At 66.7% G+C, this 26,549-nt stretch carries 26 protein-coding genes; 20 read left to right on the plus strand and 6 right to left on the minus strand.

Translation table 11 applies throughout. The features are described from left to right. Window positions 1–18: 18 nt before the first annotated feature. The 6 genes from ACMZ91_RS02960 to ACMZ91_RS02985 all read left to right on the plus strand — a co-directional run bounded on the left by ACMZ91_RS02960 (window position 19) and on the right by ACMZ91_RS02985 (window position 7,198). Window positions 19–897, plus strand: coding sequence for a plasmid replication/partition related protein (locus ACMZ91_RS02960; protein WP_032127886.1), 879 nt, complete (start codon window positions 19–21; stop codon window positions 895–897). Between the two features lie 118 nt (window positions 898–1,015). Then, window positions 1,016–2,302 carry a DUF445 domain-containing protein gene (locus ACMZ91_RS02965; protein ID WP_049463589.1) on the plus strand — a complete coding sequence of 429 codons (1,287 nt, stop codon included), beginning with the start codon at window positions 1,016–1,018 and terminating at the stop codon, window positions 2,300–2,302. Window positions 2,303–2,593: 291 nt separating this feature from the next. Then, window positions 2,594–4,819 (plus strand): TonB-dependent siderophore receptor, encoded by a 2,226-nt coding sequence (locus ACMZ91_RS02970; protein ID WP_032969404.1) that lies wholly within the window; start codon window positions 2,594–2,596, stop codon window positions 4,817–4,819. Between the two features lie 107 nt (window positions 4,820–4,926). Beyond that, window positions 4,927–5,241 (plus strand): DUF3649 domain-containing protein, encoded by a 315-nt coding sequence (locus ACMZ91_RS02975; RefSeq protein WP_032127889.1) that lies wholly within the window; start codon window positions 4,927–4,929, stop codon window positions 5,239–5,241. Beyond that, window positions 5,238–6,872 carry a PepSY-associated TM helix domain-containing protein gene (locus ACMZ91_RS02980; RefSeq protein ID WP_049463591.1) on the plus strand — a complete coding sequence of 545 codons (1,635 nt, stop codon included), beginning with the start codon at window positions 5,238–5,240 and terminating at the stop codon, window positions 6,870–6,872. The genes ACMZ91_RS02975 and ACMZ91_RS02980 overlap by 4 nt, the downstream gene beginning before the upstream one ends. Beyond that, window positions 6,869–7,198: a DUF3325 domain-containing protein gene (locus ACMZ91_RS02985; RefSeq protein WP_049463592.1), complete on the plus strand. Its 330-nt coding sequence runs from the start codon at window positions 6,869–6,871 to the stop codon at window positions 7,196–7,198. Before ACMZ91_RS02980 ends, ACMZ91_RS02985 begins: the two co-directional genes overlap by 4 nt. A gap of 155 nt (window positions 7,199–7,353) precedes the next feature. On the opposite strand, the gene rlmKL is transcribed toward ACMZ91_RS02985, so the two are convergent. Beyond that, window positions 7,354–9,492, minus strand: a complete 2,139-nt coding sequence (gene rlmKL / locus ACMZ91_RS02990; RefSeq protein WP_049463593.1) for a bifunctional 23S rRNA (guanine(2069)-N(7))-methyltransferase RlmK/23S rRNA (guanine(2445)-N(2))-methyltransferase RlmL — start codon at window positions 9,490–9,492, stop codon at window positions 7,354–7,356. Between the two features lie 145 nt (window positions 9,493–9,637). After that, window positions 9,638–10,165 (minus strand): alpha/beta hydrolase, encoded by a 528-nt coding sequence (locus ACMZ91_RS02995; RefSeq protein ID WP_049463594.1) that lies wholly within the window; start codon window positions 10,163–10,165, stop codon window positions 9,638–9,640. A gap of 72 nt (window positions 10,166–10,237) precedes the next feature. Between ACMZ91_RS02995 and ACMZ91_RS03000 the strand changes: the two genes are divergently transcribed. Beyond that, a complete protein-coding gene (locus tag ACMZ91_RS03000) occupies window positions 10,238–10,804 on the plus strand; it encodes an N-acetylmuramoyl-L-alanine amidase (protein WP_049463595.1) in 567 nt (188 codons plus the stop codon). A gap of 316 nt (window positions 10,805–11,120) precedes the next feature. Here the strand turns inward: ACMZ91_RS03000 and ACMZ91_RS03005 are convergent, their stop codons facing one another. The 3 genes from ACMZ91_RS03005 to ACMZ91_RS03015 form a co-directional block, all read right to left on the minus strand. After that, complete coding sequence (locus ACMZ91_RS03005; protein ID WP_414577559.1) at window positions 11,121–12,023, minus strand: sulfurtransferase; 903 nt, start codon at window positions 12,021–12,023, stop codon at window positions 11,121–11,123. After that, the gene (locus tag ACMZ91_RS03010) at window positions 12,020–12,823 is read right to left on the minus strand and encodes a CoA pyrophosphatase (protein ID WP_277779355.1); all 804 of its coding nucleotides are present in this window, start codon (window positions 12,821–12,823) and stop codon (window positions 12,020–12,022) included. Before ACMZ91_RS03010 ends, ACMZ91_RS03005 begins: the two co-directional genes overlap by 4 nt. Window positions 12,824–12,959: 136 nt before the next feature. Beyond that, window positions 12,960–13,661 carry an FKBP-type peptidyl-prolyl cis-trans isomerase gene (locus ACMZ91_RS03015; RefSeq protein WP_032127896.1) on the minus strand — a complete coding sequence of 234 codons (702 nt, stop codon included), beginning with the start codon at window positions 13,659–13,661 and terminating at the stop codon, window positions 12,960–12,962. A 167-nt stretch (window positions 13,662–13,828) separates the two neighbouring features. Here ACMZ91_RS03015 and ACMZ91_RS03020 point away from each other — a divergent pair, with 167 nt between their 5' ends. The 3 genes from ACMZ91_RS03020 to nth are packed head-to-tail and all read left to right on the plus strand — an operon-like array spanning window position 13,829 to window position 15,661. Next, a complete protein-coding gene (locus tag ACMZ91_RS03020; protein ID WP_032127897.1) occupies window positions 13,829–14,611 on the plus strand; it encodes an enoyl-CoA hydratase/isomerase family protein in 783 nt (260 codons plus the stop codon). A gap of 4 nt (window positions 14,612–14,615) precedes the next feature. Continuing rightward, window positions 14,616–14,969, plus strand: coding sequence for a hypothetical protein (locus ACMZ91_RS03025; protein ID WP_049399879.1), 354 nt, complete (start codon window positions 14,616–14,618; stop codon window positions 14,967–14,969). Beyond that, window positions 14,969–15,661: an endonuclease III gene (nth, locus tag ACMZ91_RS03030; protein WP_414577561.1), complete on the plus strand. Its 693-nt coding sequence runs from the start codon at window positions 14,969–14,971 to the stop codon at window positions 15,659–15,661. The genes ACMZ91_RS03025 and nth overlap by 1 nt, the downstream gene beginning before the upstream one ends. Window positions 15,662–15,742: 81 nt before the next feature. Here the strand turns inward: nth and ACMZ91_RS03035 are convergent, their stop codons facing one another. Then, window positions 15,743–16,975, minus strand: coding sequence for a porin (locus tag ACMZ91_RS03035; protein ID WP_032127900.1), 1,233 nt, complete (start codon window positions 16,973–16,975; stop codon window positions 15,743–15,745). 552 nt (window positions 16,976–17,527) lie between these two features. On the opposite strand from ACMZ91_RS03035, the gene pstS (ACMZ91_RS03040) reads away from it, so the two are divergent. From pstS (ACMZ91_RS03040) to ACMZ91_RS03085, 10 genes are all read left to right on the plus strand, one after another. Next, on the plus strand, window positions 17,528–18,544 hold the full coding sequence (pstS, locus tag ACMZ91_RS03040; RefSeq protein ID WP_012510552.1) for a phosphate ABC transporter substrate-binding protein PstS: 1,017 nt from the start codon (window positions 17,528–17,530) through the stop codon (window positions 18,542–18,544). A gap of 408 nt (window positions 18,545–18,952) precedes the next feature. Then, the gene (gene pstS / locus ACMZ91_RS03045) at window positions 18,953–20,041 is read left to right on the plus strand and encodes a phosphate ABC transporter substrate-binding protein PstS (RefSeq protein WP_049463601.1); all 1,089 of its coding nucleotides are present in this window, start codon (window positions 18,953–18,955) and stop codon (window positions 20,039–20,041) included. An 82-nt stretch (window positions 20,042–20,123) separates the two neighbouring features. Then, entirely contained in the window at window positions 20,124–21,092 is a 969-nt protein-coding gene (pstC, locus tag ACMZ91_RS03050) for a phosphate ABC transporter permease subunit PstC (protein WP_008267250.1), read from the plus strand. Continuing rightward, window positions 21,092–21,955 carry a phosphate ABC transporter permease PstA gene (gene pstA / locus ACMZ91_RS03055; protein ID WP_414577564.1) on the plus strand — a complete coding sequence of 288 codons (864 nt, stop codon included), beginning with the start codon at window positions 21,092–21,094 and terminating at the stop codon, window positions 21,953–21,955. Before pstC ends, pstA begins: the two co-directional genes overlap by 1 nt. A 19-nt stretch (window positions 21,956–21,974) precedes the next feature. Beyond that, window positions 21,975–22,805 (plus strand): phosphate ABC transporter ATP-binding protein PstB, encoded by an 831-nt coding sequence (pstB, locus tag ACMZ91_RS03060; protein WP_005408788.1) that lies wholly within the window; start codon window positions 21,975–21,977, stop codon window positions 22,803–22,805. A 97-nt stretch (window positions 22,806–22,902) separates the two neighbouring features. Further along, window positions 22,903–23,610, plus strand: a complete 708-nt coding sequence (gene phoU / locus ACMZ91_RS03065) for a phosphate signaling complex protein PhoU (protein ID WP_008265615.1) — start codon at window positions 22,903–22,905, stop codon at window positions 23,608–23,610. Between the two features lie 259 nt (window positions 23,611–23,869). Further along, the gene (locus ACMZ91_RS03070; protein ID WP_032127903.1) at window positions 23,870–24,226 is read left to right on the plus strand and encodes an HvfA family oxazolone/thioamide-modified RiPP metallophore; all 357 of its coding nucleotides are present in this window, start codon (window positions 23,870–23,872) and stop codon (window positions 24,224–24,226) included. Next, the gene (locus ACMZ91_RS03075) at window positions 24,213–25,088 is read left to right on the plus strand and encodes an HvfB family MNIO-type RiPP peptide maturase (protein ID WP_277779361.1); all 876 of its coding nucleotides are present in this window, start codon (window positions 24,213–24,215) and stop codon (window positions 25,086–25,088) included. Before ACMZ91_RS03070 ends, ACMZ91_RS03075 begins: the two co-directional genes overlap by 14 nt. Beyond that, window positions 25,081–25,836: an HvfC family RiPP maturation protein gene (locus tag ACMZ91_RS03080; RefSeq protein ID WP_414577566.1), complete on the plus strand. Its 756-nt coding sequence runs from the start codon at window positions 25,081–25,083 to the stop codon at window positions 25,834–25,836. The genes ACMZ91_RS03075 and ACMZ91_RS03080 overlap by 8 nt, the downstream gene beginning before the upstream one ends. A 26-nt stretch (window positions 25,837–25,862) precedes the next feature. Further along, complete coding sequence (locus ACMZ91_RS03085; protein ID WP_317216878.1) at window positions 25,863–26,384, plus strand: HvfX family Cu-binding RiPP maturation protein; 522 nt, start codon at window positions 25,863–25,865, stop codon at window positions 26,382–26,384. The last annotated feature ends 165 nt before the right edge of the window (window positions 26,385–26,549 follow it).

Below are 26,549 nucleotides of genomic sequence, written 5' to 3' on the forward strand. Positions count from 1 at the left end.
CTGCTCGCTGCCGTGCCCATGGATATCGTCGTCAAAGAAGAACTCAAGGCCTACATCGACCCGCTGACCGCGGACGAACATGACGCGCTGGAGCGCAGCATCCTGGCCGAAGGCTGCCGCGATGCGCTGGTGCTGTGGGGTGATGTGCTGGTCGATGGCCACAACCGTTTCGGCATCTGCCAGAAGCATGGCCTGCCCTTCAATACCGTGCAGAACACCCGCTTCCAGAGCATGGAAGACGTACACCTGTGGATGATCGAGCAGCACCTGGGCCGCCGCAGCGTGTCCGACTTCCAGCGCGGCGTGCTGGCGCTGCGCAAGCGCGACATCCTGGCCGCCCGCAAGCAGATCGAGCAGGCGCAGCTGCAACGCGAGAGCGACGGCACCGCCGAAGCCATCGAGGACGCGGGTGAGGACAGCCCGCCGTGGGAACCGGCACCGAAGATCAGCCGCGCCGAGCTGGCCCGCGAGGCCAAGCTGAGCACCAGCCAGGTCGGCATGATCGAACGCATCCACGCCCAGGCCGCGGCCGAGGTGGTGGAAGCGGTGAAGGCCGGCGTGATCTCGATCAGCGCTGCTGCTGCCGTGGCCGACCTGCCGGAAGACGAGCAGCGCGCCGCTGCCGCCGGTGGCAAGGATGAGCTGAAGCAGGCCGCCAAGCGCGTGCGCGAGTCCAAGCGCAAGCCGCGCGCACCGAAGCCGGAAGCAGCCGAGATGGACTTCGAGGAAGCGGACGAAGAGCAGATCGCCAGCCGCGACGCCGAGGTGCTGTCGGCACTGGAGCAGCTGGGCGAGGATGCCCCGGCGCTGCGCCGCCGCGTGGTCGCGCTGACCCGCGAGAACGACACCCTGCGCGCGCAGCTGGCGGCGTTGCGCAAGCAGCTCGAAGCGCTCTGAACCAACGGGTAGTGCCGGCCGCGGGCCGGCAACCCCATGGACGTTCCGGGTGCGTTGCGGATGCCGGCCAGCGGCCGGCACTACCAGATGCTCATGCCGTGCCGGTTAGACTTCCGGCATGACGTCTGCCAACGATCCGCGCCGCGCACAGCTGCGGCGCCTGAAAGCCCTCGCGCTGGGACTGCTGCTGTTGATGCTGGCCGGTTTCGCGGTCAGCCACTGGCAGGGCGAGCGCGGCATCTGGGCCTGGGTCTCGGCCTTCTGCGAAGCAGCGGCCGTAGGCGCACTGGCCGACTGGTTCGCGGTCGTCGCGCTGTTCCGGCGGCCGATGGGCCTGCCGATCCCGCATACGGCAATCATCCCACGCAGCAAGGAACGCATCGGCGACAGCCTGGCCCTGTTCGTGCGCGACCAGTTCCTTGAACCACAGGTCCTCTTGGCAAAGCTGCAGGTATTCGACCCGGCCAGCCGTCTCGGCAGTTGGCTGGCCGACCCTGCACGTTCGCGGATGCTGGCCGACATGGCCCGCGGCTGGGCCCTGCAGGCACTGGACTTCTTCGACGAAACCGCGGTGCGTCGGCAGCTGCACGCCTTCGTGGTGCAGCAGCTGCGGCAGTGGAATGCCGCCGCCACCGCCGGTGAGCTGCTGGCCCTGCTGACCGCCGATGGGCGCCACCAGCGCGTGCTGGACGAGGGCCTGCAGCGCTTGGGGCGCTGGCTGGAGCAGCCGGAAGTGAAGGAGCGCGCCTCGCAGCTGATCGTGCGTTACATCCAGCGCGAGTGGCCGACGCTGTCGAGCACGGTGAACTGGGTCAAGCCGATCGACGAGATCGGCGATAGCCTGGCCGAGCGACTGGCGCGGGCGGTGCTGGAAGAACTGCAGCAGGTGCTGGCCGAGCCGCAGCATCCGCTGCGCCAGGACTACGAGAGCTGGCTGCAGAACTACGTGCAGCGCCTGCGCGAGGACCCGGCCCTGGCCGAGCGCATCGAACAGCTCAAACAGGAAATGATCGATCACCCCGCCCTGCAGGAGTACGTGCAGGGGCTGTGGGCGCGCATCCATGCCAGCCTGCGTGCCGACCTGCAGCGTGAGGATTCGGCGCTGGTCGGGCACCTGCAGCGCAGCCTCGCGTCACTGGGCAGCAGCCTGCAGGCCGACCCGGCCCTGCGCGACGCGCTGAACCAGCATCTTCTGGAGGGCGCCCAGCGCCTCACCGGCCGCCTGCGCGAAGGCGTGACCGCGCACATCGCGCAGACCGTGAAGAGCTGGGACGAACGGCATCTGGTCGAACAGCTGGAACTGAGCGTGGGCCGCGACCTGCAGTTCATCCGCTTCAACGGCACCCTGGTGGGCGGCCTGATCGGCCTGCTGCTGCACGCCGCGACGGTGGTGTTCAGGTTCTAGGCCCCCATCCGGCAGTCGATCCACGCTCTGCGTGGAGACGGAATTCGTCACGCTTGATTAACGAAATGCGAATGCCTATCATTTGCCGATCGGTTGTACGCTTAGCCAAGCGGGGCACGGAAGCACGCACCCACCCGCCCCTTCGCCCGTGTACATCCCCCGACTACCGGGTCGCCCGCACCAAGCGGGTGGCGCACCGTCGATGGGACTCGCTGGGCGACGTGCGCGAAGCGCATGGCTGCTGTGTCTGCGCATTCCATCGCCTGTTTCGTCCTGCATGGAATCGCACCGATGGCAATGCCGTTGAACCACCCTCGTCCCACTCTGCTGGCCCTGGCCGTGACCGCACTGATGATCGCCCCGCTGGCCCATGCCGACGGCACTGCCGATCCTTCCGCGCGCACGCTGGATACGGTCCAGGTCACCGCTGACGGCGATATCGTCGACAGCTATACGGTCAAGCGTGCCAGCACGGCCACCAAGCTCGGCCTGTCGCTGCGCCAGACGCCGCAGTCGATGACCGTGGTCACCCGCCAGCGCCTGGATGACATGGGCTTGTTCTCGCTGTCCGATGTGATGGGCCAGGTCACCGGCGTGGCGGTATCGGTTACCGACAGTGAGCGCATCAACTACGTCTCGCGCGGCTACAACATCACCAATTTCCAGGTCGATGGGATGCTCAATACCTTCGGTGGGTACATCAAGACCAACACCGACAGCGTGATCTATGACCGCATCGAAGTGGTGCGCGGCGCAACCGGCCTGACCACCGGTGCCGGCGATCCCTCGGGCACCATCAACTTCGTGCGCAAGCGTCCTACCGACAGCTTCCAGATGAGCGCCAACCTGACCCTCGGGCGTTGGGGCAACCAGCGCCTGGAGGCCGATCTCGGTGGCCCGGTTGCGCTCGACGGCCGCATCCGCGCGCGCGTGGTGGCGGCCAAACAACAGAGTGACTCGTTCCGCGATGTCTACAAACTGGACAAGGACGTGTTCTACGGCATCGTCCAGGCCGACATCACCGACACGACCCTGCTCGAGGCCGGCTACGAATACCAGTCGCCGCGCACCACAGGCGTGACCTGGGGCGTGGTGCCGTACTGGGGGTCCGATGGCCAGCCCGCCAACCTGCCGCGCTCGACCAACCTGTCCGCCCGCTGGAGCAGTTGGCCGATCATCGAAAAGAGCGCATTCGCACGCCTTGAGCAGCAGTTGGGCAACGGCTGGACCGCCAAGGCCGCCTATACCCGCTCCAAGCGCGAAACCGACGGTGCGGTGTGGTACGGGGCCTCCGGCTACCCGAATGCCGATGGCAGCGGCATCAGCGCCTTCGTCGGCAGCTTCGGCGAGAACGGCGACATGCAGGTGTTCGACTTCAACGTTGGCGGTCCGTTCCGGCTGTTCGGCCGGGAACACGAGCTGGTGCTCGGTTTCGGCCAATCGGTGCGCAAGGGTGAAGTGCCTGCCACCGACACTGCTGCCTACCCGGACAGCTACACCCGTGTACCGGATTGGCATCGCTGGAACGGCGACGTCGCGCCGCTGCAGGTCACCCGCCTGGGCTATCTGGCTTCTGAAGACGAACTGCGCCAGCGCGCGGCCTATCTGGCGACGCGCCTGCAGCTGGCCGATCCGTTGACCGCGGTGCTCGGCGCGCGCTACGGCAGCTGGGAAACGCGCACCTGGAACTACACCCATGACGCCGCCGGTCGCCTGACCGATACGCGTCGCGGCGGCTACAAGCCGGACGACTCGCTCACTCCGTATGCCGGCTTCATCTACGACTTCAACCGCTACTTCAGCGGCTACGTCAGCTACACCGACATCTTCCAGCCGCAGAACTACCGTGACCGGGACAACAACTACCTCGAACCGGTGGTCGGTGACATGTGGGAGGCCGGCGTCAAGGCCGAGTTCTTCGACGGTCTGCTGAATGCTTCCGCGGCCGTGTTCAAGGGCCAGAAGGACAACGTTGCCGAGCTCGACGACTCGGTGCCGGAAAACTCGCTGCCGGGTGGGGTCAGTGCCTACCGCTCCACCGGCAAGGGCAACAAGGTCAAGGGCTGGGAGATCGAAGCACAAGGCAGCCTTGGTGAGAACTGGAACCTGGCGGCCGGCTTCACCCACACCGTCAGCCGCAATGCGCAGGGCGTGCGCCAGAACACCGTCGTCCCGGTCGATCTGTTCCGCCTCAACGCCAGCTGGCGACCGGGCGGTGCTGAAGGCCGCTTCTGGCTGGGCGGTGGCGCCACCTGGCAGAGCGGAATCTGGAGCCTGAGCAACAAGCCGCGTGCGGATTTCCTGACCAGCGGCAAGCGCGACCGCGTGGCAATCGAACAGGGCGACATCTACCTGCTCAATCTGTCGGCGGGCTATCGCTTCAACGAGAACTTCACCGCGCAGGTAAACGTGAACAACCTGCTGGACAAGAAGTATTACAACCGCGTCGGTTTCTATGACGGCGTGTTCTGGGGCGAACCGCGCAATGTGACGATGACACTGCGCTGGAAGCTCTGACCCTCGATGGATGGCACCGGTTCTGCGACGGGTGCCCGGCCACGGATGGCCAACCCCGGCGCGCTGCGGTGCGCCGGTTCCTTTTCACTGAAACCTGCAGGAACGCCGTGGACCGCTCGCCCGCAACCGCCAGCCCCCGCACCTTCTTCTCCAACCCGCGCTGGGGCGTGCTGTCACGCTCGCTGGCGGCGATCTTCGGCGGCTACGCGCTGGCTTCCGTGACCAGCGTGTTCTGCGCGGTGGCGCTGCCCGGCGCTCGAGGCCAGACCGTGCTGACCGGCATGCTGCTGGCCATTCTGGTGGCCGCCTGCGCGGCGCTGTGGGCGTTCGCCACGCGCAGTGCGCTGCGTGCGTGGGTCGGCATCCTCGCCCCCACCCTGCTGATGGCAGTCATCGCGCGCATGCTGGGGGCCTGGGCATGAAGAACGGATTCCGCCAGTCGATGGCCTGGCTGCACACCTGGACCGGCCTGCTGGTCGGCTGGCTGCTGCTGCTGATTTTCATGGCCGGCACGGCCAGCTACTACCGCGAGGAAATCAGCCGCTGGATGCGCCCGGAACTGCCCTCCAGCAACGTCAGCATCGACGTCGCCGCGCAGCGCGCAGTGGACTACCTGCAGGCCAATGCCACGCAGGCCGAGAACTGGTTCGTCACGCTGCCGCAGCCGCGCAACCCGGCCATGCAGATGTTCTGGCGGCTGCCGCCGGAGCTGGCCGATCCCAGCCGTGGCCGTCGCGGTGGCTTCGGCGATGCCACACTGGACCCGAACACCGGGCAGGCACTGAAGGCCCGCGAGACCCGAGGCGGTGATTTCTTCTACCGCCTGCATTTCGACCTGCACTACATCCCGGTGCTGTGGGCGCGCTATCTGGTCGGCTTCTGCGCGATGTTCATGCTGGTGGCAATCATCACCGGCGTCATCACCCACAAGAAAATCTTCAAGGACTTCTTCACCTTCCGCAAGGACAAGGGCCTGCGGTCCTGGCTCGATTTCCACAACGTCAGCGCGGTGATGGCCCTGCCCTACCACGCGATGATCACCTACACCGGCATCGTCACGCTGATGATCATGTACCTGCCGTGGGGCGTGAAGGTGGCCTACCCGCAGGACGAGGATGCCTTCTACAGCGAGGCCTTCGGTGGCATGCCGGAGGTGACTGTACCTGCCGAAGGCCGCGCCACGCCGCTGCCGATCGCGCAGCTGCTGGACAGCGCGCGAGCGCATTGGCACGGCGTGGAAGTGGCCGGCTTCACCGTGTCCAACCCGGGCGCGGCCAATGCGGTGATCGACATCCGCCAGCGTGACGGCAAGCGCCTGTCCACCGACACCCCGGCCGTGCGCTACGACATGGTCAACGGCACGCTGCTGGAAGAAACACCGCCTTCCGGTGGCGCCACCGCCACCCGCGGCGTGCTGTACGGCCTGCACCTGGCGCGCTTCGCCGACTGGGGCCTGCGTGCACTGTTCTTCCTGTCCGGACTGGTCGGCTGCCTGATGGTGGCCAGCGGCGTGGTGCTGTGGGCAGTGAAGGAACGGCCCAAGCACGCCAAGAGTGGCCGCATCGGCTTCGGCCTGCGCCTGGTCGATGCGTTGAACATCGGTACCGTGGCCGGCCTGCCGATCGCCTTTGCAGCGTACTTCTGGGGCAACCGCCTGCTGCCGCTGGACATCGCCGAACGCTCCAGCGCCGAGGCCAACGTGTTCTTCTACGCCTGGGGCGCGGCACTGCTGGCCGCCTTCATCTGGCCGAAGCGGATGATGTGGGCCTGGCAGCTGTACCTGGGCGCAGCCGCGTTCGCGCTGGTGCCGGTGGTCAATGCGCTGACCACGCATGCGCACCTGGGCATCACCCTGCGCAACGGCGACTGGGTGCTGGCGGGCTTCGATCTGTCGATGATCGCGTTCGGCGCGATGCTGGCGCTGTGCGGCTGGCGCATGCAGCGCTGGACGCCACCGCTGTCTGCAGCCGAGAAGAAGAAGCGTGCCGCCGCGGCGGCACCCAAGGCCGCGGTGGACGCTGCGGAAACCGCCGAAGCGGAGGCCAGCGCATGATGCTGCTGGCGTTGACCCTGTCGTTCTCTGCGTTCACCGCGTTGTCGCTGGCGATGGAGAAGCACCAGCACGATCTGCACGGCAAGGCTGCAGCCACCCCGGCACGGCGCACGCAGTGGCGGGTGCTGGGCTGGGTACTGCTGGCGGTAGCGTTCGCACTGTGCGTGGTCGACCACGGCTGGGCGATGGGCCCGGTGCTGTGGCTGGGCGTGATGACCGTCGGCGGCGTGGCGTTGTCGTTCGGGTTGTACCCGTACCGGCCGAAATGGATCGCGCCGCTGGCGATCGCGCTGCCCGTGGCCGGGCTGCTGGTGGCGTTGCTGTAACCGCCATCCACGCATGGCGTGGATCTACTGAACAGCCATCCACGCATGGCGTGGATGTACCGGCCAGATATGGGGAGTGCCGGCCGCTGGCCGGCATCCCATGAACCCTCTGCGGATCTGACACCGTTGCCGGCCAGCGGCCGGCATTACCGGACTTACCCCAACCGCTTCAGTTCCCACGCGCGGTGGATGCGCGCGTTGCGCTCGAAATCCGGGCCGATGGTGCGTGCGGTGATCTCGCGGCACTGGGCGAATTCGGCGATGGCGTTTTCTTCCAGCTTGAAGCGACGGAAGTTGTTGGAGAAGTACAGCACGCCACCCGGCGCCAGCCGCGCCACCGCTGCACGCAGCAGTTTCAGCTGCTCGCGCTGCACGTCGAAGTCGTCGGCACGCGCGGAGTTGGAGAACGTCGGCGGATCGCAGAAGATCACGTCGTACTGGCCGCGGTCGCCTTCCAGCCAGGCCATCGCATCAGCCTGCACCAGCAGGTGCTGGTTGCCGCCCTGCCCGTTCAACGCCAGGTTGTCGTAGCACCACTGCAGGTAGGTCGCCGACAAGTCGACGCTGGTGGTGCTGGCCGCACCGGCCACGGCGGCCTGCACGCTGGCCACGCCGGTGTAGCAGAACAGGTTGAGGAAGCGCTTGCCACGCGCCTGCTCGGCCATCATCCGGCGCAGCGGGCGGTGGTCGAGGAACAGGCCGGTATCGAGGTAGTCGAACAGGTTCACCTGCAGCAGCGCATTGTTCTCGCGCACCACGATGAATTCATCACGCTGTTCGAAACGGCCGTACTTGCTGCCGCCCTTGCCGCGCTCACGCGACTTCATCGAGACCTGCTCCGGCGGCACGCCGAACACTTCCCGTGCAGCGGCCAGCAGTTCGTTGCGGCGACGACGCACGTCGTTTTCCGGAATCGCGGCCGGCGCGGCATATTCCTGCACGTGCAGGAAGGTACGGCGCTGGCCACCGTCTTCCTCGTAGACATCGATGGCCGCCGCGTATTCCGGCAGGTCGGCGTCATAGGCGCGGAAGCAGGTGATGTCCTCGCGGGCGCGCCAGCTCTTGAACTTCTTCAGGTTCTTGCGCAGGCGGTTGGCCACCATCTGCGCGCCTTCGCTGAGTTCGCGCGGCTGCGCCGGGTCACGGCCCGGCACGGCGATCGGGTCGCAGACGATCAGCGCGCATTCCAGCGCACCGTTGAACATCTGGTACTTCTTGCCCGCACGCAGGCCGGTGGCAAAGGCCAGTTCGTCGTTGCCGCACAGCAGGCTGGCGCGCCACTGCGGCACCGCCTTCTGCAGGGCATTGCCCAGTGCGCGGTACAGCGCCGGGTCGGCGGCCAGGCGTTCGTCATACGGCGGGTTGCAGACCACCGCACCGATCTCCTGCTCCGGTGCGGCCAGGTCGGCGACGTCGGCGCGGGTGAAGCGGATCGCGTGGGCGACACCGGCCACCTCGGCATTCTCGCGTGCCGCCTGGATCGCGGTCGGGTCGATGTCGCTGCCGTGGATGACCGGCTTCAGCGCGGCCAGGCCAGCCGCTTCGCGGTCACGCGCCTCGCTCTGGATGCTCTTCCAGGCGGCCTTGTCGAAGCCCAGCCAGCGGCTCGGCGGCAGGCTGCCGTGGCGCATCAAGCCGGGCGCGACGTCGGCGGCCATCAGCGCGCCTTCGATCAGCAGCGTGCCGCTGCCGCACATCGGGTCCAGCAGGCCGCCACCGGCGGCGTGCAGCCGCGGCCACTGCGCGCGCAGCAGCAGCGCGGCGGCCAGATTTTCCTTCAGCGGTGCCTCGTGAGCGGCGCCGCGCCAGCCACGGCGATGCAACGGGCCGCCGCCGAGGTCGATCGACAGCGAGGCACGGCCTTTGCGCAGTGACAGGTTGACGCGCACATCCGGCAGGTCGGTGTTGACCGACGGGCGCTCCAGGCCTTCATCACGCATGCGGTCAACGATGGCGTCCTTGATCCGCTGCGCGGCAAAGCGGGCATGGGTGATCTTGTCGCCCGACACGTGCGCGTCCACCGCCAGGGTCATCTCCGGCTTGATGTGCTCGTGCCACGGCAGCGCACGCACGCCGTCATACAGGGCCTGCTCGTCCGGGCAGTCGAACTCGTCGATCGGCCACAGCACGCGGCTGGCCAGGCGCGACCACATCACGATCCGCAGCGCCTGCTCCAGTTCGCCCTCGGCGTTGACGCCGGCAATGGTGGCAGTGGCCTTGCCAAGGCCCAGGGCCGACAGTTCATCGGCAAGCAGGTATTCCAGGCCCTTGGCGCAGGAGACGAAGAATTTCACAGGATCGGTTCGCAGGTGGTCGGGCGCGGCACAGGGGCCGGGCCAGTCGGAAAGGAGGGCCGTAGGCACGGCCGGCAGGCCCGCGCCGGGGGCGGCGGGGCTGCCATTGTAGTCAATGCGGGCGGACGCGCCGTGCGCCCGGGCTTCACAGTTGCCGCAGCAAGCGCTCGAAGGCCTGCGCGGAGGCCTCCACGTGGTGCTCCAGGCGGTGGCCGTCGTCGACCAGCAGCAGCTGCGCCGAACGCGCCTGGGCCCAGGCGATCACTCCAGCGGCCGGCACCACGTCGTCATGCCAGGCCTGGACCACGGTGGTCGGCACGGCGGCGGCGTCCAGCGCCGGCATCGGGCCCATCGTGGTCGGCGGCACCATCAGGAACAGGCCGGCGACCGGGACCTGCAGCGAGGCGATGGCGGAGATGTAGGCGCCCAGGCTGGAACCGGCCAGCACCACCGGACCCTGCCGGGCGGCGATGGCGGTGCGTTCGACCAGGCGCTGCAGGCGGGTGCGCACGTCTCCCACCCGGCTGACCTCGCTCATCGCATCGAGGTCGGTGTAGTCCGGACGCTCATGGGTCCAGCCCAGGCGCTGCGCCACGTCGGCCAGCGCGGTGACCTTGGTCGCCTCCGGGCCGCTCTCGAAACCGTGGGACAGGATGCAGTGGCCGCGGCTCATGCGCGCGCTCCATGGGAGCGGACCGACGAGGAAAGGGAAGGCAGGTTCATGCTGCAATGCTAGCATCGCCGGATGCCCAACCCGCTCCTGCCCGGCCTGCAGCTGCAGCCCCTGCCCTACGAAGACCGTCTGCCACTGCGCGACCCGGCCACGCTGGAGATGGTGGTGATCCACTGCACCGAGCTGCCCGATCTGGCGATGGCCCGTGAGTACGGCGAGCGCGTGCTGTATGACAGCGGCGCCGGCAACAGCGGCCACTTCTACATCGACCGCGATGGCAGCGTGGTGCAGTACGTGGCGCCGGAGCGCGTGGCCCACCACGTGCGCGGCATGAACGCACACACGCTGGGCATCGAGCTGGTCAACACCGGCCGCTACCCGCACTGGTTCGACAGCCGCCAGCAGGCGATGGACGAGCCCTACACCGAGGCGCAGCTGCAGGCGCTGGAGCAGCTGTTGCTGGCGCTGGTGGCGCGCTATCCGTCGCTGCGGCGGATTGCCGGGCACGACCAGCTGGATCTGGAGCAGGTGCCGGCCAGCGATGACCCGGCGCTGATGGTGGCACGCAAGCGTGATCCGGGGCCGTTGTTCCCGTGGGCGCGGATCCTGGCGAAGGTGCCGTTGCAGCCGGTTGGGTAAGCGGCAGGGCTGCGCCCTGCACCCGCAGAAGCAACATCAACGTCAAGAGCTGGCATTCCGCAGGATGGCGGGGTGGGTCCGGTTGCGAGGGACGCCGTAAACCCGTCCATGGGGCCTGGCCGCGGCATCCATGCCGCGGACACCCTCGCAACCGGACCCACCCCGCCTTCGACAGATCTCTGCTGCTGTTGGTGGGTGTCGACCTTGGTCGACACGGGGTCGGATCCCGTTGCTACGCAACGGGCTCTGACCCGGATTTCCAGTTGATGGGGTCAGAGCCGTTTTTCGTTGGAAAACGGATCCGACCCCGCGCGGCTCAGGCGCCGCTGGCCACGGGGCGGCTGCTGTCGCTCACCCAACCGCTCCACGAATCGGCGTAGATGCGCGCGCCGGAGAGGCCCGCCGTTTCCATCGCCAGCAGCAGGTGGCAGGCGGTTACGCCGGAGCCGCACATCAGCACCACCTGCTGTGGATCGCGGTTGCCGATCACGCCCTGCAGTTCGGCCCGTAGCTCCTGTGGGTCGCGCAGGTGGCCGTCGAGTACGTTCAATGCGAACGGGCGGTTGACCGCGCCCGGCACGTGGCCAGCGACCGGATCCAGCGGCTCGACGTCGCCGCGGAAGCGCTCACCCGCGCGTGCATCGACCAGCCAACCGGGTGCATGCTTCAAGCGTGCAGTGATTTCATCGGCATTGGCGATCTGGGTGGTGTCGAAACGGCCCGGGTAAGCCGGCAGCGCGGTCACCTCATCCTGCCCCGTCGCCAAGGGATGCCCTGCGCCCTGCCATGCGGCGATGCCACCATCAAGCACGGCCACCTTGCTGTGCCCGATCAGGCGCAGCAGCCACCACAGGCGCGAGGCGGCCATGCTGCCATCGCTGCCGTCGTAGACCACCACCTGGGTGTCGGGACCGATGCCCCACTGGCCCAGTTTCGCGGCGAAGGCATCGCTGTCCGGCAGCGGGTGACGGCCGTGGCCGCTGCGGGTCAAATCCGACAGGTCCCGATTGAGGTCGGCATACACCGCGCCCGGAACATGCCCCGCCAGATACTGGCCGTTACCCGCCTGCGGATCGGCAAGCGAGGAACGTGCATCGACCACGCGTACGGCGGTACTGGCAGTAGCACGTGCGTCGACCACGCGAACGCCCTCGCCCAATGCAGCGGCCAGGGTGGCGACATCGACCAGGGTGGTCCACGGCGGATCGATCGGCTTCATTGCACTTGCTCCAGGCGGCGACGCAGGTTGTAGAGGATGGCGGCGGTGGCGCCCCAGATGCGCTGGCCGGGCCAGCCATATTCGAGGACGTGGCGGACGCGGCCGCGATGATTGATTTCGACCTGGTGCAGGTTGTCGGCTGCCATCAGGTAATCGAGCGGCACTTCGAACACTTCGGCCACTTCACTGGGCTGTGGCACCGGTACGAAATCCGGATCGACCACGGCCACCACCGGCGTGACGCGGTAGCCGGTGATTGTCACAAAGGGATCGAGATAACCCAGCGCCTGCACCTGGCCGGGCGCCAATGCGATTTCCTCCTGGCTCTCGCGCAGTGCAGCGGCCAGTGCATCGCGGTCATCGGGTTCGGTGCGGCCACCGGGGAAACCGACCTGGCCACCATGGGTGCGCAGGGTTTCGGTGCGACGGGTGAGAATGACCTGTGCGCCGTTGGCGCGCGGCACGATGCCGGCCAGTACGGCGGCTTCCACGGGTGGCCCGGGCGGCAGCAGGTCACTCAGTTCGCTGCGGTTCCAGCCGTCGCCGGCCGGCGGCTCGGCCAGTGGATGCAGCGCGCGCATCAGGCGCTCGTGATCAGCCAGCGAGCCGCGCAGTGATTGCTGCAGCTGTTCACGCAGAGGTTGCACGCGATGCAGGATGCGGCTGCGTTCCTCGTTGCTCATCGACGACCACCGCGCGATCTCATCGATATGCCGCCCGCAGCCGGTGCATTGCCGGTGCGGATCCAGCGTGCACACTCCGATGCAGGGACTTGCGACAACACGCGCCGTTTTTTCCATTGTTTGCACCCGACAACAGTAGCGCGATCGGGCTGAATTTGCGCGGGGTCAATATGCAGTGCACGGCAGCGTCGCGCTCCGCGCAAACAAAAACGCGCCGGTGGAATCACCGGCGCGTTTCGTTTACCGCTTCGATTTACTTGACGCTGACCAGCTTGATCTCGAACTGCACAGCCACGTTCGGCGGGAACGGGGTGCGCGGGTCGGCACCGTAGGCCTGGTCCGGCGGCAGGGTGACTTCCCACTTCGAGCCAGCCGGCATCTGCAGCAGGGTCTCGCGCATGGCCTTCATTTCGACTTCGCTGACCTTGATCGACGGAATCTGCTGGGCTGGGCGGGCTTCGGTCGGGCGCTGGCCGTACGGGAACGGACCGGCCACTTCCAGCTGCACGGTGCTGGCCTGGGTCGGCTTGGCGCCCTTGCCGGCTTCGATCACGCGGTACTGGACGCCGCTCGGCAGGGACTGCACGCCGGCCTTGGCCTTGTTCGCCGCGATGAACTGATCGCTCTTGGTCTTGTTTTCGGCAGCAGCCTTTTCGTACTCGGCCTTGGCAGCCTGGGCACGGCCCTGCTCGCGCTTCTGGAACGCTTCAACGGCCGGCTTCAGCTGGTCGGCGGTGATCGCCGGCTGCTTCTTGGCGTAGGCGTCCTGCAGGCCCTTCACCACCGAGTTGATGTCCAGCTGCTCACCACGACCGGTCAGCTCCGCCAGGTTGTTGCCGTAGTCGTAACCGAAGTAGTAGCTCAGCTTGCCCTTTTCGGACGAGACGTCCTGGGCGAAGGCATTGCCCGTCAGGGCCAGGGCCGCGACGGCGACCGCGATAGAACGCAACTTCATCAAACAGTTCTCCAGGGGTGGTAACTCAGGGACGTTCTGCGCCGCCCTGAGGCGACGGGTTAGGATAACGGGCACAACGTGTAACCGCTACTCACGATGCAGGCTAAGACCCGTCTGCGTTTGCGGAGTTCAATCTCACTTTTTTTTAACGTTTCAGGAGTTTCCCCGTGGCCGATGCCCTGATCGCTGTCGCCGACGACGGCGCCATCCGCACCGTGACCGTCCAGCGCCCGGACAAGCTCAACGCCTTGAATGCCGCGACCCTGCAGGCCCTGACCGAGGCGTTCAGCGCCGCCGCAGCCGACCCGGACGTGCGCGTGGTGGTGCTGACCGGTGCCGGTCCGAAGGCTTTCGTGGCCGGGGCCGACATCGCCGAGATGAACACACTCAGTGCGGTTCAGGGACGTGATTTCTCCCTGCTCGGCCAGGCCCTGATGCGCCAGATCGAGCGCATGCCCAAGCCGGTGATCGCACGCGTGAACGGCTTCGCCCTGGGCGGCGGGCTGGAGCTGGCCATGGCCTGCCACCTGCGCATCGCTGCCGATACGGCCAAGGTCGGGCAGCCGGAGATCAATCTCGGCCTGATTCCCGGCTTCGGCGGCAGTCAACGCCTGCTGCGCCTGTGCGGCCGCGCCGCCACCCTGGAGCTGTGCCTGCTGGGTGCACCGATCAACGCCGCGCGTGCGCTGGAACTGGGCATCGTCAACGAGGTGGTGCCCGCCGATGCGCTGGACAACCGTGTACAGGACATCGCGCGCCAGCTGGCACGCTCGGCCCCGCTGGCCCTGCGTGGCCTGCTCGACGCGGTACACGTGGGTGGTGAATGCAGCCTGGAGGCTGGGCTGGAGTACGAAAGCGCGCAGTTCGGCCTGCTGTTCGCCACCGAAGACATGCGCGAAGGCACCAGCGCCTTCCTGCAGCGCCGCCCGCCGGCCTTCCAGAACCGCTGACGCCATGGCATCCCGACCCAACCCCGCGCAGCTGTTCGCCCGGGTCCAGGCAGACGATCTCGATGGCGCCCTGCAGGCCGGTCTCATGGACTACGTTGCCCGTGCCGGCGACGAACAGCTGCTGCCCGGCCACCCGGACCTTCCACGACGCCTGCAGCAGGCCCAGCAGCAGCTGCACGCGGCCTGGGCCGCACGCGAACGCTACCGTGCCCGTGCCGTGCGCCTGGCGCGCCGCGAGGCCGAACGCGATGCGCGACGCACGCCAGCCCCGGCGCCGGACGTGAAGCCCGCCCTGCCCCCGGCCGCCGCCGCGATTCTCGCCCGGGCCAAGGCCCGCGCCACCGGCAAGGAGCAGTAATGGGCGCTGCGAAGAAGACCCCGCGCGCGCCGGCGCGACGCGGTGGCAGCATGCCGCGCGCCGACGTGGTGGAGATGTTCACCCGCCTGCGCGAACTCAATCCGCACCCGAAGACCGAACTGGAGTACAGCTCACCGTTCGAACTGCTGGTGGCGGTCGCGCTGTCGGCGCAGGCCACCGACGTGGGCGTCAACAAGGCCACGCGCCGCCTGTTCCCGGTGGCCAATACCCCGGCAAAGATCCTCGCGCTTGGCGAGGACGGGCTGAAGCAGTACATCGCCACCATCGGTCTGTTCAACGCCAAGGCGAAGAACGTGATCGCCACCTGCGCGATCCTGCTGGAGAAGCACGGCGGTGAAGTGCCGCGCGATCGCGATGAACTGGAAGCGCTGCCGGGCGTGGGCCGCAAGACCGCCAACGTGGTGCTCAACACTGCGTTCGGTGAGCCGGTGATGGCGGTGGACACGCATATCTTCCGCGTCTCCAACCGCACCGGCCTGGCCCCGGGCAAGAACGTGCGCGAAGTGGAAGACAAACTGGTGAAGGTGATTCCGGCCGAGTTCCTGCTCGACGCGCATCACTGGCTGATCCTGCACGGACGTTATGTGTGCAAGGCGCGCAAGCCGGATTGCCCCGGCTGCGTGATCGCCGACCTGTGCCGGTTCAAGGAAAAGACCACGGCCGAGGCGTGAACGCGTTCGTGGTGTGACAAAACAAGGACGGCGGGCACAGGGCCCGCCGTCTTTGCTTGTAGACAAGAGTGCTTCAGGACATCAGAACGACAGGTCGCCCCAGACGCCGAACTCCTTGGTCTTGTCGTTCTTCTTGTCGCTGGCGTTGGCCAGGTGCGTGTACTTGTACACGGTCGACAGCTTGAGGTTCTTCATGACCGGGAACTCGACGCCGACGTTCCAGTACTTGTCGCTGAGGGTCGGGTCCAGCGTCTTGCTGACGTCGGTGTCATCGTAACGACCGAACACGTTGATGCCGCCGTCGGTGACGCGCACGCTGCCCCACACCGACCAGCCGCTGGTCTTGTCGGTGGCAACGGTCATCACGTTGTTGAGGTTCTTGGCCTGGAAGTACTCGCCACCGACGCGGAAGTCGCTGCTGGCGTAGGCCACCATCGCATTGGCGCGGGTGTAGGTGTTCTCGGCGCTCTGGATGTCGGTTTCCTTGCCCAGCTTGCCACTGTAGCCACCGACGGCAACCACGAAGTTCTCGTTCGGGGTATAGGCCGCGCGGCCTTCCACGTCCATGCCCTTGCTGCGGGTCGGGTTCTTGTAACCGGCGCCGGACACGACCGAGACCGCGTAGTTGAAGTTGTTGCCCAGGTTGCCGAAGCCATGCAGACCCCAGTCGGACGAGTTGCCGTACTTCAGGCGATCGGTCAGGGTGTTCTCGACATAACGCATGCCGTAGAACTTCTCGACGTACGGAATCCACGGCATGTCGGCGGCACCGACGCGCAGGTTGAAGGCCGGGTCGAAGCTACCCTGCACGTAGGCCTTCTTGACGAACAGTTCGGTGTTGCCGATGGCCGAGCTGTACTGGAAGTCGGTGGTCAGGTTGGCCGACCAGATGTCGTTGAACTTGTGGTCGACGGTCAGGTAGAAGCGCTTGACGTCCAGACCGGTGCCGCTGGCGGCGGTATCCTTGCCGTTGCTGGTCTTGTCGATGTTGGTCAGGTCGAAGAACATGCGACCGCCGATCTTGTTGTCATTGACCAGCTTGGCCAGCTTGTCGACGCTGGTCTGGGTCTTCTGCGCACCTTCCAGGGCCTGGGCCTGGGTGATGTTCACTTCGGACTGCGCATCGGACTGTGCCTGCAGCGCCTGCGAATCGTTCTGCAACTGCTGGACCTGGGCCTGCAGGGCAGCGATCTGCGCCTGCAGCTGCTGCAGCTGTGCCTGGGATACGCCCGTGCTGGCGGGAGCTGCGAAGGCGTCGGCGGAAACCAGACCGAGGCTTGCAACGACCGCGGCGGCGAGCAAATGGGAACGCATTTTGGATTTCTCCAGAGGGTTGGAATGGCTTGGGCAGAACGCCACGCCGGCAGGCCGGTCAAGCGTTTTGCGAACATTCCGTTAAAACCATGACAGCCGAATGACAACCTGAGCACCAACCACAGATTTCTTCGTGCGGTCATGCGTACGACTCATTTGCCGCCACATGCTTGTCGATCCCTTGCGGCATATGGCGTCACGTATCAGCGTCCCGGCCCGGGCCGACCGCCGCGCAGCGCTCACCTGCATTGATGGTTTCGTGTGGATGACGCGGCATCACTGCGGAATGCCAGGCCGGGATGGCATTGACGACCACACCGGGCAGTCCATCAGCGACATGTAGAACGTGATCGCAACCGGGCCACGTCCGTCTCCGGCGCATGGTCATCACGTTGCCCGCAGCACTTAGAACCTTCACGCCCCTGGCTGTGCGGGCGCCGGGCAGCGCTGTAACGGTTGCGTCATACAACGGTCCCTGCGCTGTCATCGAACCGTTATGGAATGTGCGCCGGGCGGGTAACCCCGCATCCCAATCAACCCAGGAGCCACCCCGTGATCCACGCCTTCAAGTCGCGCGTTGCCGTTGCCGTCTTCGCAGCGTCGTCCGTGTTCGCCGCCAACGCCGCTGAAATCACCGGCGCGGGCGCCTCGTTCATCTACCCGGTGATGTCGAAGTGGTCGGCCGACTACAACGCCGCCACCAGCAACAAGGTCAACTACCAGTCGATCGGCTCCGGCGGTGGTATCGCCCAGATCAAGGCCAAGACCGTTGATTTCGGCTCATCCGACGCCCCGCTGAAGCCGGAAGAACTGGCTGCTGCGGGCCTGGCGCAGTTCCCGTCGGTGATCGGCGGCGTGGTGCCGGTGGTCAACGTTGCCGGCATCGCCCCGGGCGCGCTGAAGCTGGACGGCACCGTGCTGGCCAACATCTTCCTGGGCAAGATCAAGACCTGGAACGACCCGGCCATCGCCGCACTGAACCCGGGCGTGACCCTGCCGAGCGCCAAGATCACCGTCGTGCACCGTTCGGATGGCTCGGGCACCACCTTCAACTTCGTCAACTACCTGTCCAAGGTCAGCCCGGAGTGGAAGAGCTCGGTCGGTGAAGGCACCTCGGTCCAGTGGCCGGCCGGCATCGGCGGCAAGGGCAACGAAGGCGTTGCTGCCTACGTGAAGCAGATCAAGGGCGGCATCGGCTACGTCGAACTGTCCTACGCGCTGCAGAACAAGCTGTCGTACACCGCGATGAAGAATGCCGCCGGCCGCTTCGTGCAGCCGAGCGACGCGTCGTTCGCTGCCGCCGCTGCCAGCGCCGACTGGGCCAGCGCCAAGGACTTCTACCTGGTGATGACCAACGCCCCGGGCGCCGAGTCCTGGCCGATCACCGCCACCAACTTCATCCTGGTGCACAAGAAGCCGAAGAACCCTGCCAACGGCAAGGCCACCCAGGAGTTCTTCCGCTGGGTCTACAAGAGCGGCGACGCCCAGGCCCGCCAGCTGGACTACGTGCCGCTGCCGGACAGCCTGGTCCGCCAGATCGAGACCTACTGGACGCAGAACCTGAAGTAAGCAAGCGCGTTCCCCCGCAGGAACGGGATCGGCGGGTCCTCTCTCCCCCGCCGATCCCACCCGGGCGCGAGATCCTCGAGATCTCGCGCCTTTCTCGTTTGCGGCGCACGGGCGTGTAGAGTCGAGCTTGCTCGACTGCTCGCGGTGGACATCAGTCGAGCAAGCTCGACTCTACGAAGGGCCAAAGGCAGTCGAGCAAGCTCGACGCTGCACGGCCAACCGGCGGTCATATCGGTGCGCAGATCCCGGGTCTCCGGGGGTCTCCCGGACCGTGGCCAACCCCGTGAAACCCTTGTCAGAACGTGATCCAGGACACCTCTGTCATGGTCGTAATACGGCTGTAACAAAAACATCATTTCATAGCCGCATCCGCCGACGCCGTCGGCTCTACCCCGCTATGGAGTGACCATGAAACTGCACTCGGCCGGCCTCGCCGCCCTTTCCCTGGCCATCGCCCTGGGCCTGTCGGCCTGCGGTGGCGACAAGCAGGCCGCGCAGCAGCCGGCTGCCGACGGTGCCGCCGCCCCGGCCGCTGCCGGTGCCAAGGTGACCGCCGAAGTGTCCGGCGCGGGCGCGTCCTTCATCTTCCCGCTGGTCTCCAAGTGGTCGGCTGACTACAACGCCAGCACCGGCGCCAAGATCAACTACCAGTCGATCGGTTCCGGTGGCGGTATCGCCCAGATCAAGGCCGGCACCGTCGACTTCGGTTCCTCCGACAAGCCGCTGAGCAGCGAAGAGCTGGCCCAGGCCGGCCTGGCCCAGTTCCCGTCCGCCATCGGCGGCGTGGTGCCGGTGGTCAACATCGAAGGCCTGGAAACCGGCAAGCTGCGCCTGAGCGGCGCCCTGCTGGCCGACATCTTCCTGGGCAAGGTCAAGACCTGGAACGACCCGGCCATCGTCGCCGCCAACCCGGGCGTGAAGCTGCCGGACGGCAAGATCACCCTGGTCCACCGTTCGGACGGTTCGGGCACCACCTTCAACTTCTCCAACTACCTGTCCAAGGTCAGCCCGGAGTGGAAGAGCAAGGTCGGCGAAGGCACCTCGGTGCAGTGGCCGGACGGCGTCGGTGGCAAGGGCAATGAAGGCGTCGCTTCCTACGTGAAGCAGATCAAGGGCTCGATCGGCTACGTCGAACTGGCCTACGCGCTGCAGAACGGCATGCCGTACACCGCGATGCAGAACGCGGCCGGCAACTGGGTCGAGCCGAGCGCGGAAACCTTCGGCGCTGCGGCCGCCAGCGCCGACTGGGCCAGCGCCAAGGACTTCAACCTGGTCATCACCAACGCCCCGGGCGAGCAGGCGTGGCCGATCACCGCCACCAACTTCATGCTGATGCAGAAGCAGCCGAAGGACGCCAAGCGCAACCAGGACACCCTGGCCTTCTTCAAGTGGGCCTTCGAGAACGGCCAGGCCCAGGCCAACGAGCTGCACTACGTGCCGCTGCCGGCCGAACTGGTCAAGCAGATCGAGGCCTACTGGGCGACCGACCTGAAGTGATGGACACGACGGTGCCCGCCCCGAGCGGGCACCGCTTCTTCCACGCCGTGCCGCCCCGCCCCTTCCTGGCCCTGCCGTCCCCATGAATGCCATCGCCCAGCCTGTAGCCGCCCCGTCCACGCGTGATGCGCGTGATGCCCGCAACGACAAACTGTTCCGATGGGTGCTGGTCGGCACCGTCATCTTCGTCCTGATCGCGCTGGCCTGCGCCGCGCTGTCGATGCTGTGGGGCGGCCGCCATGCCCTGCAGATGCAGGGCCTGAGCTTCTTCTTCTCCGCCGACTGGAATCCGGTCGAAAACAAGTTCGGCGCCCTCGCCCCGATCTACGGCACCCTGGTCACCGCCCTCATCGCGATGGTCATCGCCGTGCCGGTCAGCTTCGGCATCGCCTTCTTCCTCACCGAAGTCGCGCCGCGCTGGCTGCGTGGCCCGGTCGGTACCGCCATCGAACTGCTGGCCGGCATTCCCTCGATCATCTACGGCATGTGGGGCCTGTTCGTGCTGGTGCCGGTGATGACCGAGTACGTCACCCCGTTCCTCAACGAGACGCTGGGCGAATGGCCGATCATCGGCCCGATGTTCCAGGGTCCGCCGCTGGGCATCGGCATGCTCACCGCCGGTTTCGTGCTGGCCATCATGGTCATTCCGTTCATCTCCTCGGTGATGCGCGAAGTGTTCCTGACCGTGCCGACCCGCCTGAAGGAATCGGCCTATGCACTGGGCTCCACCAAGTGGGAAGTGAGCTGGGACATCGTCCTGCCCTACACCCGCTCGGCGGTGATCGGTGGCATCTTCCTCGGCCTCGGCCGCGCCTTGGGCGAGACGATGGCGGTGGCCTTCGTGATCGGCAACAGCGTGCGTCTGTCGCCGTCGCTGCTGGAACCGGGCACCACCATCGCCGCGCTGATCGCCAACGATTTCGGCGAAGCCACTGAAACCTACCGCTCGGCCCTGCTGCTGCTCGGCTTCGTCCTCTTCATCGTCACCTTCGTGGTGCTGGCCATCGCCCGCCTGATGCTGATGCGCCTGTCCCGCAAGGAGGGCAACTGATGTCCACCACCGCTGATTCGCTGTACCTGCGCCGTCGCATCGGCAACGTCGTTGCGATCACCGCCTCCTGCGCCACCGCCCTGTTCGGCCTGTTCTTCCTGGGCTGGATCCTGTTCACCCTGGCCTCCAAGGGCCTGGCCGGCATCAACTGGGATCTGTTCACCAAGATGACGCCGCCGCCGATGCAGGAAGGCGGTCTCGCCAACGCCTTCTTCGGCAGTGCGGTGATGTGTGCGCTGGCGATCGCCATCGGCACCCCGCTGGGCGTGCTGGCCGGCACCTGGCTGGCCGAGTACGGCAACGCCCGCAAGGCCGGCACCGTGGTCCGCTTCGTCAACGACATCCTGCTGTCGGCCCCATCCATCGTGCTTGGCCTGTTCGTCTACACGCTGTACGTGATGCAGACCGGCGGCAACTTCTCGGCGTTCGCCGGTGCACTGTCGCTGGCCTTCATCGTGCTGCCGGTGGTGGTGCGCACCACCGACGAAATGCTGCGCCTTGTGCCCTCGCAGATGCGCGAAGCGGCCCTGTCGCTGGGCATCCCGCAGTGGAAGGTGATCGTGCAGGTGCTGTACCGCAGTGCCTCGGCCGGCATCATCACCGGCATCCTGCTGGCGCTGGCCCGCATCTCCGGCGAGACCGCACCGCTGCTGTTCACTGCCTTCGGCAACCAGTACTGGAACAACAACATCTTCCAGCCGATGGCCTCGGTGCCGGTGGTGATGAACCAGTTCGCCGGCAGCCCGTATGAATCCTGGCAGGTGCTGGCCTGGGCCGGTGCCCTGGTGCTGACTGTCTTCGTGTTGCTGGTCAGCCTTGCCGCCCGCGGCATCCTGCTGCGCAACCGTATCTCCCATGACTGACCTTTCCGTGGATAACGCCATGAACGACCTTTCCAACGCCGTGCCGATGCAGCGCATCGCCGTGCCGTCCTCGCACGAGAGCCTGCACACGCCGTCGCCGGTGAAGCTGGCTGCGCGTGGACTGGACTTCTACTACGACAAGTTCCATGCCCTGAAGGGCATCAACCTGGAGATCCCGGAAAAGCGCGTAACCGCGCTGATCGGCCCCTCCGGCTGCGGCAAGTCGACCCTGCTGCGCATCTTCAACCGCATCTACGCGCTGTACCCGAAGCTGGAGGCGCGTGGTGAAGTGCTGCTGGACGGCGAGAACATCCTGTCGCCGAAGTACCCGATGAACCGCCTGCGCAGCAAGGTCGGCATGGTGTTCCAGAAGCCGGTGCCGTTCCCGATGACCATCTTCGAGAACGTGGCCTACGGCATCCGCCACCACGAGAAGCTGAGCAAGGCCGACATGGCCGACCGCGTCGAGCAGGCACTGCGCCAGGGCGCACTGTGGGACGAAGTGAAGGACAAGCTGGGGCAGAGCGCACTGGGCCTGTCCGGTGGCCAGCAGCAGCGTCTGTGCATCGCCCGCGCCGTGGCCCTGCGCCCGTCGGTGCTGCTGCTGGACGAGCCGACCTCGGCGCTGGATCCGATCTCGACCAGCCGCATCGAGCAGCTGGTGGAAGAGCTCAAGCACGAGTACACCATCGTCATCGTCACCCACAACATGCAGCAGGCCGCGCGCGTGTCCGACTACACCGCCTTCATGTACCTGGGCGACCTGATCGAGCACGACCGCACCGAAGTGATCTTCTCGCAGCCGTCGCAGCGGCAGACCGAGGATTACATCACCGGTCGCTTCGGCTGAAACGTCAGTCGACAGACAGACAATGTCAGTCGAGCGTGGCTCGACTCTACAAATCACGCCAGCCAGGCATGGCCTGGCTCTACCCGGATTGCAGACCATGAATCTTCCCAACGACCACATCGTCAAGAGCTACGACGAAGAACAGCAGCGGCTGGTGGCCGAAATCGTGCGCATGGGCGAGATGGCCGTCGCTCAGCTCGAAGCGGCGATGGACGTGATCGAGAAGCGCGACGAGAACGCCGCCCATCGCATCATCGCCAACGACGAAGCGATCGATGCGCTGGAGCAGCAGATCAGCCATGACGTGATGCGCCTGGCGCTGCGTGGGCCGATGGCGCGCGACCTGCGCGAGATCCTGGCCGGCCTGCGCATCCCGGCCGACATCGAGCGCATCGGCGACTATGCGGCCAACGTTGCCAAGCGTTCGATCGCGCTGGGCAAGGTGCCGCCGCTGCCGCAGATCCAGGGCCTGCGGGCGCTGGGTCGCCTGGCCGCGCAGCAGGTGCGCCGCGCCATTGCCGCCTACCGCGACAACGATGCCGACGCTGCGCTGGCGCTGCGCGAGGACGACGCCCGCCTGGACGCGCAGTACACCGCGCTGTTCCGCGAGCTGCTGACCTACATGATGGAAGACCCGCGCAACATCACCCCCTGCACGCACCTGCTTTTCATGGCCAAGAACCTGGAGCGCGTGGGCGACCACGCCACCAACATCGCCGAGAACGTGTGGTTCCTGGTGCACGGTGAGCAGCCGCTGCCGCCGCGTGAAAAACGCGACGAAACCTCCAGCACCGGCCAGCCCTGACGCTGCACTGCAACACCGGAGTTGACTCCAAGGTGGCCGCTGTCCTGGTGACAGCGGCCTTCTTGTTTCTGGGCATTCCGGCAATTCATCCACGCATGGCGTGGATCTACCGGAAACCGTGTTCCCCTTCTGTAACAAACCTCACGAAAATTTGAGGTCTTGGCGAGGATTCGTTGAGTAGGATCGCTGCACCATCGCTTCCACCGGCATCCCTGCCGGCGACCCGGGCAACCGCCCACACCACCCAGGAGCACCACCGATGAGCAGTTCCAACAAGACCCTGTCCCTGCTGACTGCTACCGCCCTGGCCGCCGGCCTGGGCATGACCGCCAGTGCCTCGGCCCTGAGCATGAGCGACCTGGCCCAGGGCTATCTGGTCGCTGGCCAGGCCGCCAAGGCCAGCACCGATGCCAAGGCAGCGGACACCAAGATGGCCGCGGACGCGACCAAGCACGCCGAAGGCAAATGTGGTGCCGACGGCAAGAGTGCCGAAGGCAAGTGCGGCGCCGACAAGGGCAAGGCCGCCGGTGCTGCGGCAGGCGCCAAGGCCAAGAGCGGCGACAAGAAGTCGGCCGAGGGCAAGTGCGGCGAAGGCAAGTGCGGTGCCAAGCACTGACGTCCGCGCCAGCGCCGTCCACCAGCGGTCGCCGCTTAGTGCGGCGGCCGCCGGGTTGGGGCTGCGCCGGGCGCTGCTGCAGGATCTGCGCGATGCGCCGGCCGGTGACTTCGACTTCCTCGAATGCGCGCCGGAGAACTGGATCCATGTCGGTGGTCCCGCCGGGGATGCACTGGCCGAACTGGCGCAGCGCCATCCGTTGAGCTGCCACGGCCTGTCGCTGTCGCTGGGCGGCAGCGCGCCACTGGATACGCAGCTGCTGGAACAGGTCGGCCAGTTCCTGGAAAAGCACCGCGTGCCGCTGTACAGCGAGCACCTGAGCTACTGCAGCGACGACGGCCACCTGTACGACCTGCTGCCGATTCCGTTCACCGACGAAGCCGTACGCCATACCGCCGCACGCATCACCCACGTGCAGGACCTGCTGGGTCGCCGCATCGCGGTGGAGAACGTGTCCTACTACCTGGCGCCGGAGCCGGCGATGGACGAACTGGCCTTCACCAATGCCGTGCTCGCCGAAGCCGACTGCGACCTGTTGCTCGACGTCAACAATGTCTACGTCAACGCCTGCAACCACGGCTACGATGCCGACAGCTTCATTGCCGGGCTGCCCGCAGAGCGCATCGTCTGCCTGCACGTGGCCGGGCACCTGGACGAGGCACCGGACCTGAAGATCGACACCCATGGCAGCGCGGTGATCGACCCGGTCTGGGAGCTGCTGGCGCGTACCTACGCGCGCATCGGCCCACGCCCCACCCTGCTCGAACGCGATTTCAACTTCCCCCCGTACGCCGAGCTGCAGGGCGAACTGCAGACCATCCGCCGCCTGCAGTCCAGCCATGCCGGGATCGCCCATGGCTGATACCTCCCACACTCTGCGCGCACAGCAGCATGCGTTCACCGCACACCTGCGCGATCCGCAGGGTGTGCCACCGCCGGTCGGGCTGGAGCCACGCCGGGTCGCGGTGTACCAACGGCTGCTGTTCAACAATCTGCTGGGCCTGTTGAGCAACGGCTTCCCGGTCTGCGTGCGCCTGCTCGGCGAACCGGCCTGGAGCGACCTGGTGCGCCACTACTTCGCCACCCATCGCTGCCAGACACCGCTGTTCACCGAACTGGCCGCCGAATTCGTGCAGTGGCTGCGGGCACAGCCGCAGCTGCCGCACCCGGCGTTGGCCGAACTCGCTCATTACGAGTGGGTGGAGACCGCGCTGTACCAGTTGCAGGCCGAGCCGCTGCCGGCACCCGGCGACATCGATCCGCTGCAGGTACCGCTGCAGCGCTCACCCCTGGCGTGGCCGCTGCTGTACCAGTGGCCGGTGCACCGACTGGGTGCCGAGGATGCACCAATGCAGCCGCCCACCGAGCCGACCGGCCTGCTGGTGCGCCGTGAGGCTGACGGCGAAGTGCGCTTCGCCGCACTCAGCCCGCTGGCGGTATACCTGCTGTCCAGCATCGGCGAACAACCCGGCCTCGATGGACATGCCTATCTGCGGCAATTGGCCGCCGCGCACGGCCTGGCTGAGGAGGCGCTGGCCGAACCCGGTGCTGCACTGCTGCAGCAGTTCCTGCAGGCCGGCGTGATCGGCCCGCTCACAGTCCCTGGCTGACGCCCCTTCCCCCCGGAGAACCACCGATGAACCTTCCGACCCTGGCCGCCGCGCGCGGCCAGCTGGACCGTCTCGCCCCCTGGTTGGCGCCGCTTGGCCTGCGCCTGCTGCTGGCCTGGGAATACTTCGAATCCGGCCGCGAAAAGCTGCGCGGCCAGAACTGGTTCGCCGACCTGCAGGACGCTTTCCCGTTCCCGTTCGACCAGCTGCCGGCCACCCTGAACTGGCAGCTTGCCACCTGGTTCGAGCTGATTGGCGCGGCCTGCCTGCTGGTTGGCTTCGGCACCCGGTTTGCCGCCGCCAGTCTGCTGGTGCTGACCGTAGTGGCCACTTATGCGGTGCATTGGCCGATGGAATGGAACTCGCTGGCCGACCTGGCCATGGGCTACGCGATCACTGACCAGGGCTTCGGCAACTTCAAGCTGCCGGTGCTGTTCATGGCCATGTTGCTGCCGCTGATCTTCACCGGCGCCGGCAGGCTGAGCGTGGATGCGTGGTTGGCGCGGTGGTCTCCCTCGGCCACGCCTGCACGGCCAGCAGTCCGGTAATCGCCAACCCTGGTCGGCGCACCGTGTGCCAACCAGGGTTGGCAGCTACCGGAATGCTGAGCGCGCGGTGCCCCGGTAGGTGTCGACCTTGGTCGACACACGCCCGCGCAGGGAACGCATGCACCGAAGGCTGGCCGGGCGCTCAGGGTCGCTCTGCTAGAATTC

The organism is Stenotrophomonas sp. FR024 (assembly GCF_047500745.2).
Classification (GTDB): domain Bacteria; phylum Pseudomonadota; class Gammaproteobacteria; order Xanthomonadales; family Xanthomonadaceae; genus Stenotrophomonas; species Stenotrophomonas maltophilia_A.

What these genes read in the sequence shown, in the direction of transcription:
- ACMZ91_RS02960 (WP_032127886.1), top strand. Translation starts at nt 19, where the DNA reads ATGGATATCGTCGTCAAAGAAGAACTCAAGGCCTACATCGACCCGCTG.
- ACMZ91_RS02965 (WP_049463589.1), top strand. Translation starts at nt 1,016, where the DNA reads ATGACGTCTGCCAACGATCCGCGCCGCGCACAGCTGCGGCGCCTGAAA.
- ACMZ91_RS02970 (WP_032969404.1), top strand. Translation starts at nt 2,594, where the DNA reads ATGGCAATGCCGTTGAACCACCCTCGTCCCACTCTGCTGGCCCTGGCC.
- ACMZ91_RS02980 (WP_049463591.1), top strand. Translation starts at nt 5,238, where the DNA reads ATGAAGAACGGATTCCGCCAGTCGATGGCCTGGCTGCACACCTGGACC.
- ACMZ91_RS02985 (WP_049463592.1), top strand. Translation starts at nt 6,869, where the DNA reads ATGATGCTGCTGGCGTTGACCCTGTCGTTCTCTGCGTTCACCGCGTTG.
- ACMZ91_RS02995 (WP_049463594.1), bottom strand. Translation starts at nt 10,165, where the DNA reads ATGAGCCGCGGCCACTGCATCCTGTCCCACGGTTTCGAGAGCGGCCCG.
- ACMZ91_RS03000 (WP_049463595.1), top strand. Translation starts at nt 10,238, where the DNA reads ATGCCCAACCCGCTCCTGCCCGGCCTGCAGCTGCAGCCCCTGCCCTAC.
- ACMZ91_RS03005 (WP_414577559.1), bottom strand. Translation starts at nt 12,023, where the DNA reads ATGAAGCCGATCGATCCGCCGTGGACCACCCTGGTCGATGTCGCCACC.
- ACMZ91_RS03010 (WP_277779355.1), bottom strand. Translation starts at nt 12,823, where the DNA reads ATGGAAAAAACGGCGCGTGTTGTCGCAAGTCCCTGCATCGGAGTGTGC.
- ACMZ91_RS03015 (WP_032127896.1), bottom strand. Translation starts at nt 13,661, where the DNA reads ATGAAGTTGCGTTCTATCGCGGTCGCCGTCGCGGCCCTGGCCCTGACG.
- ACMZ91_RS03025 (WP_049399879.1), top strand. Translation starts at nt 14,616, where the DNA reads ATGGCATCCCGACCCAACCCCGCGCAGCTGTTCGCCCGGGTCCAGGCA.
- nth (WP_414577561.1), top strand. Translation starts at nt 14,969, where the DNA reads ATGGGCGCTGCGAAGAAGACCCCGCGCGCGCCGGCGCGACGCGGTGGC.
- ACMZ91_RS03035 (WP_032127900.1), bottom strand. Translation starts at nt 16,975, where the DNA reads ATGCGTTCCCATTTGCTCGCCGCCGCGGTCGTTGCAAGCCTCGGTCTG.
- pstS (WP_049463601.1), top strand. Translation starts at nt 18,953, where the DNA reads ATGAAACTGCACTCGGCCGGCCTCGCCGCCCTTTCCCTGGCCATCGCC.
- pstC (WP_008267250.1), top strand. Translation starts at nt 20,124, where the DNA reads ATGAATGCCATCGCCCAGCCTGTAGCCGCCCCGTCCACGCGTGATGCG.
- pstA (WP_414577564.1), top strand. Translation starts at nt 21,092, where the DNA reads ATGTCCACCACCGCTGATTCGCTGTACCTGCGCCGTCGCATCGGCAAC.
- pstB (WP_005408788.1), top strand. Translation starts at nt 21,975, where the DNA reads ATGAACGACCTTTCCAACGCCGTGCCGATGCAGCGCATCGCCGTGCCG.
- phoU (WP_008265615.1), top strand. Translation starts at nt 22,903, where the DNA reads ATGAATCTTCCCAACGACCACATCGTCAAGAGCTACGACGAAGAACAG.
- ACMZ91_RS03070 (WP_032127903.1), top strand. Translation starts at nt 23,870, where the DNA reads ATGAGCAGTTCCAACAAGACCCTGTCCCTGCTGACTGCTACCGCCCTG.
- ACMZ91_RS03080 (WP_414577566.1), top strand. Translation starts at nt 25,081, where the DNA reads ATGGCTGATACCTCCCACACTCTGCGCGCACAGCAGCATGCGTTCACC.
- ACMZ91_RS03085 (WP_317216878.1), top strand. Translation starts at nt 25,863, where the DNA reads ATGAACCTTCCGACCCTGGCCGCCGCGCGCGGCCAGCTGGACCGTCTC.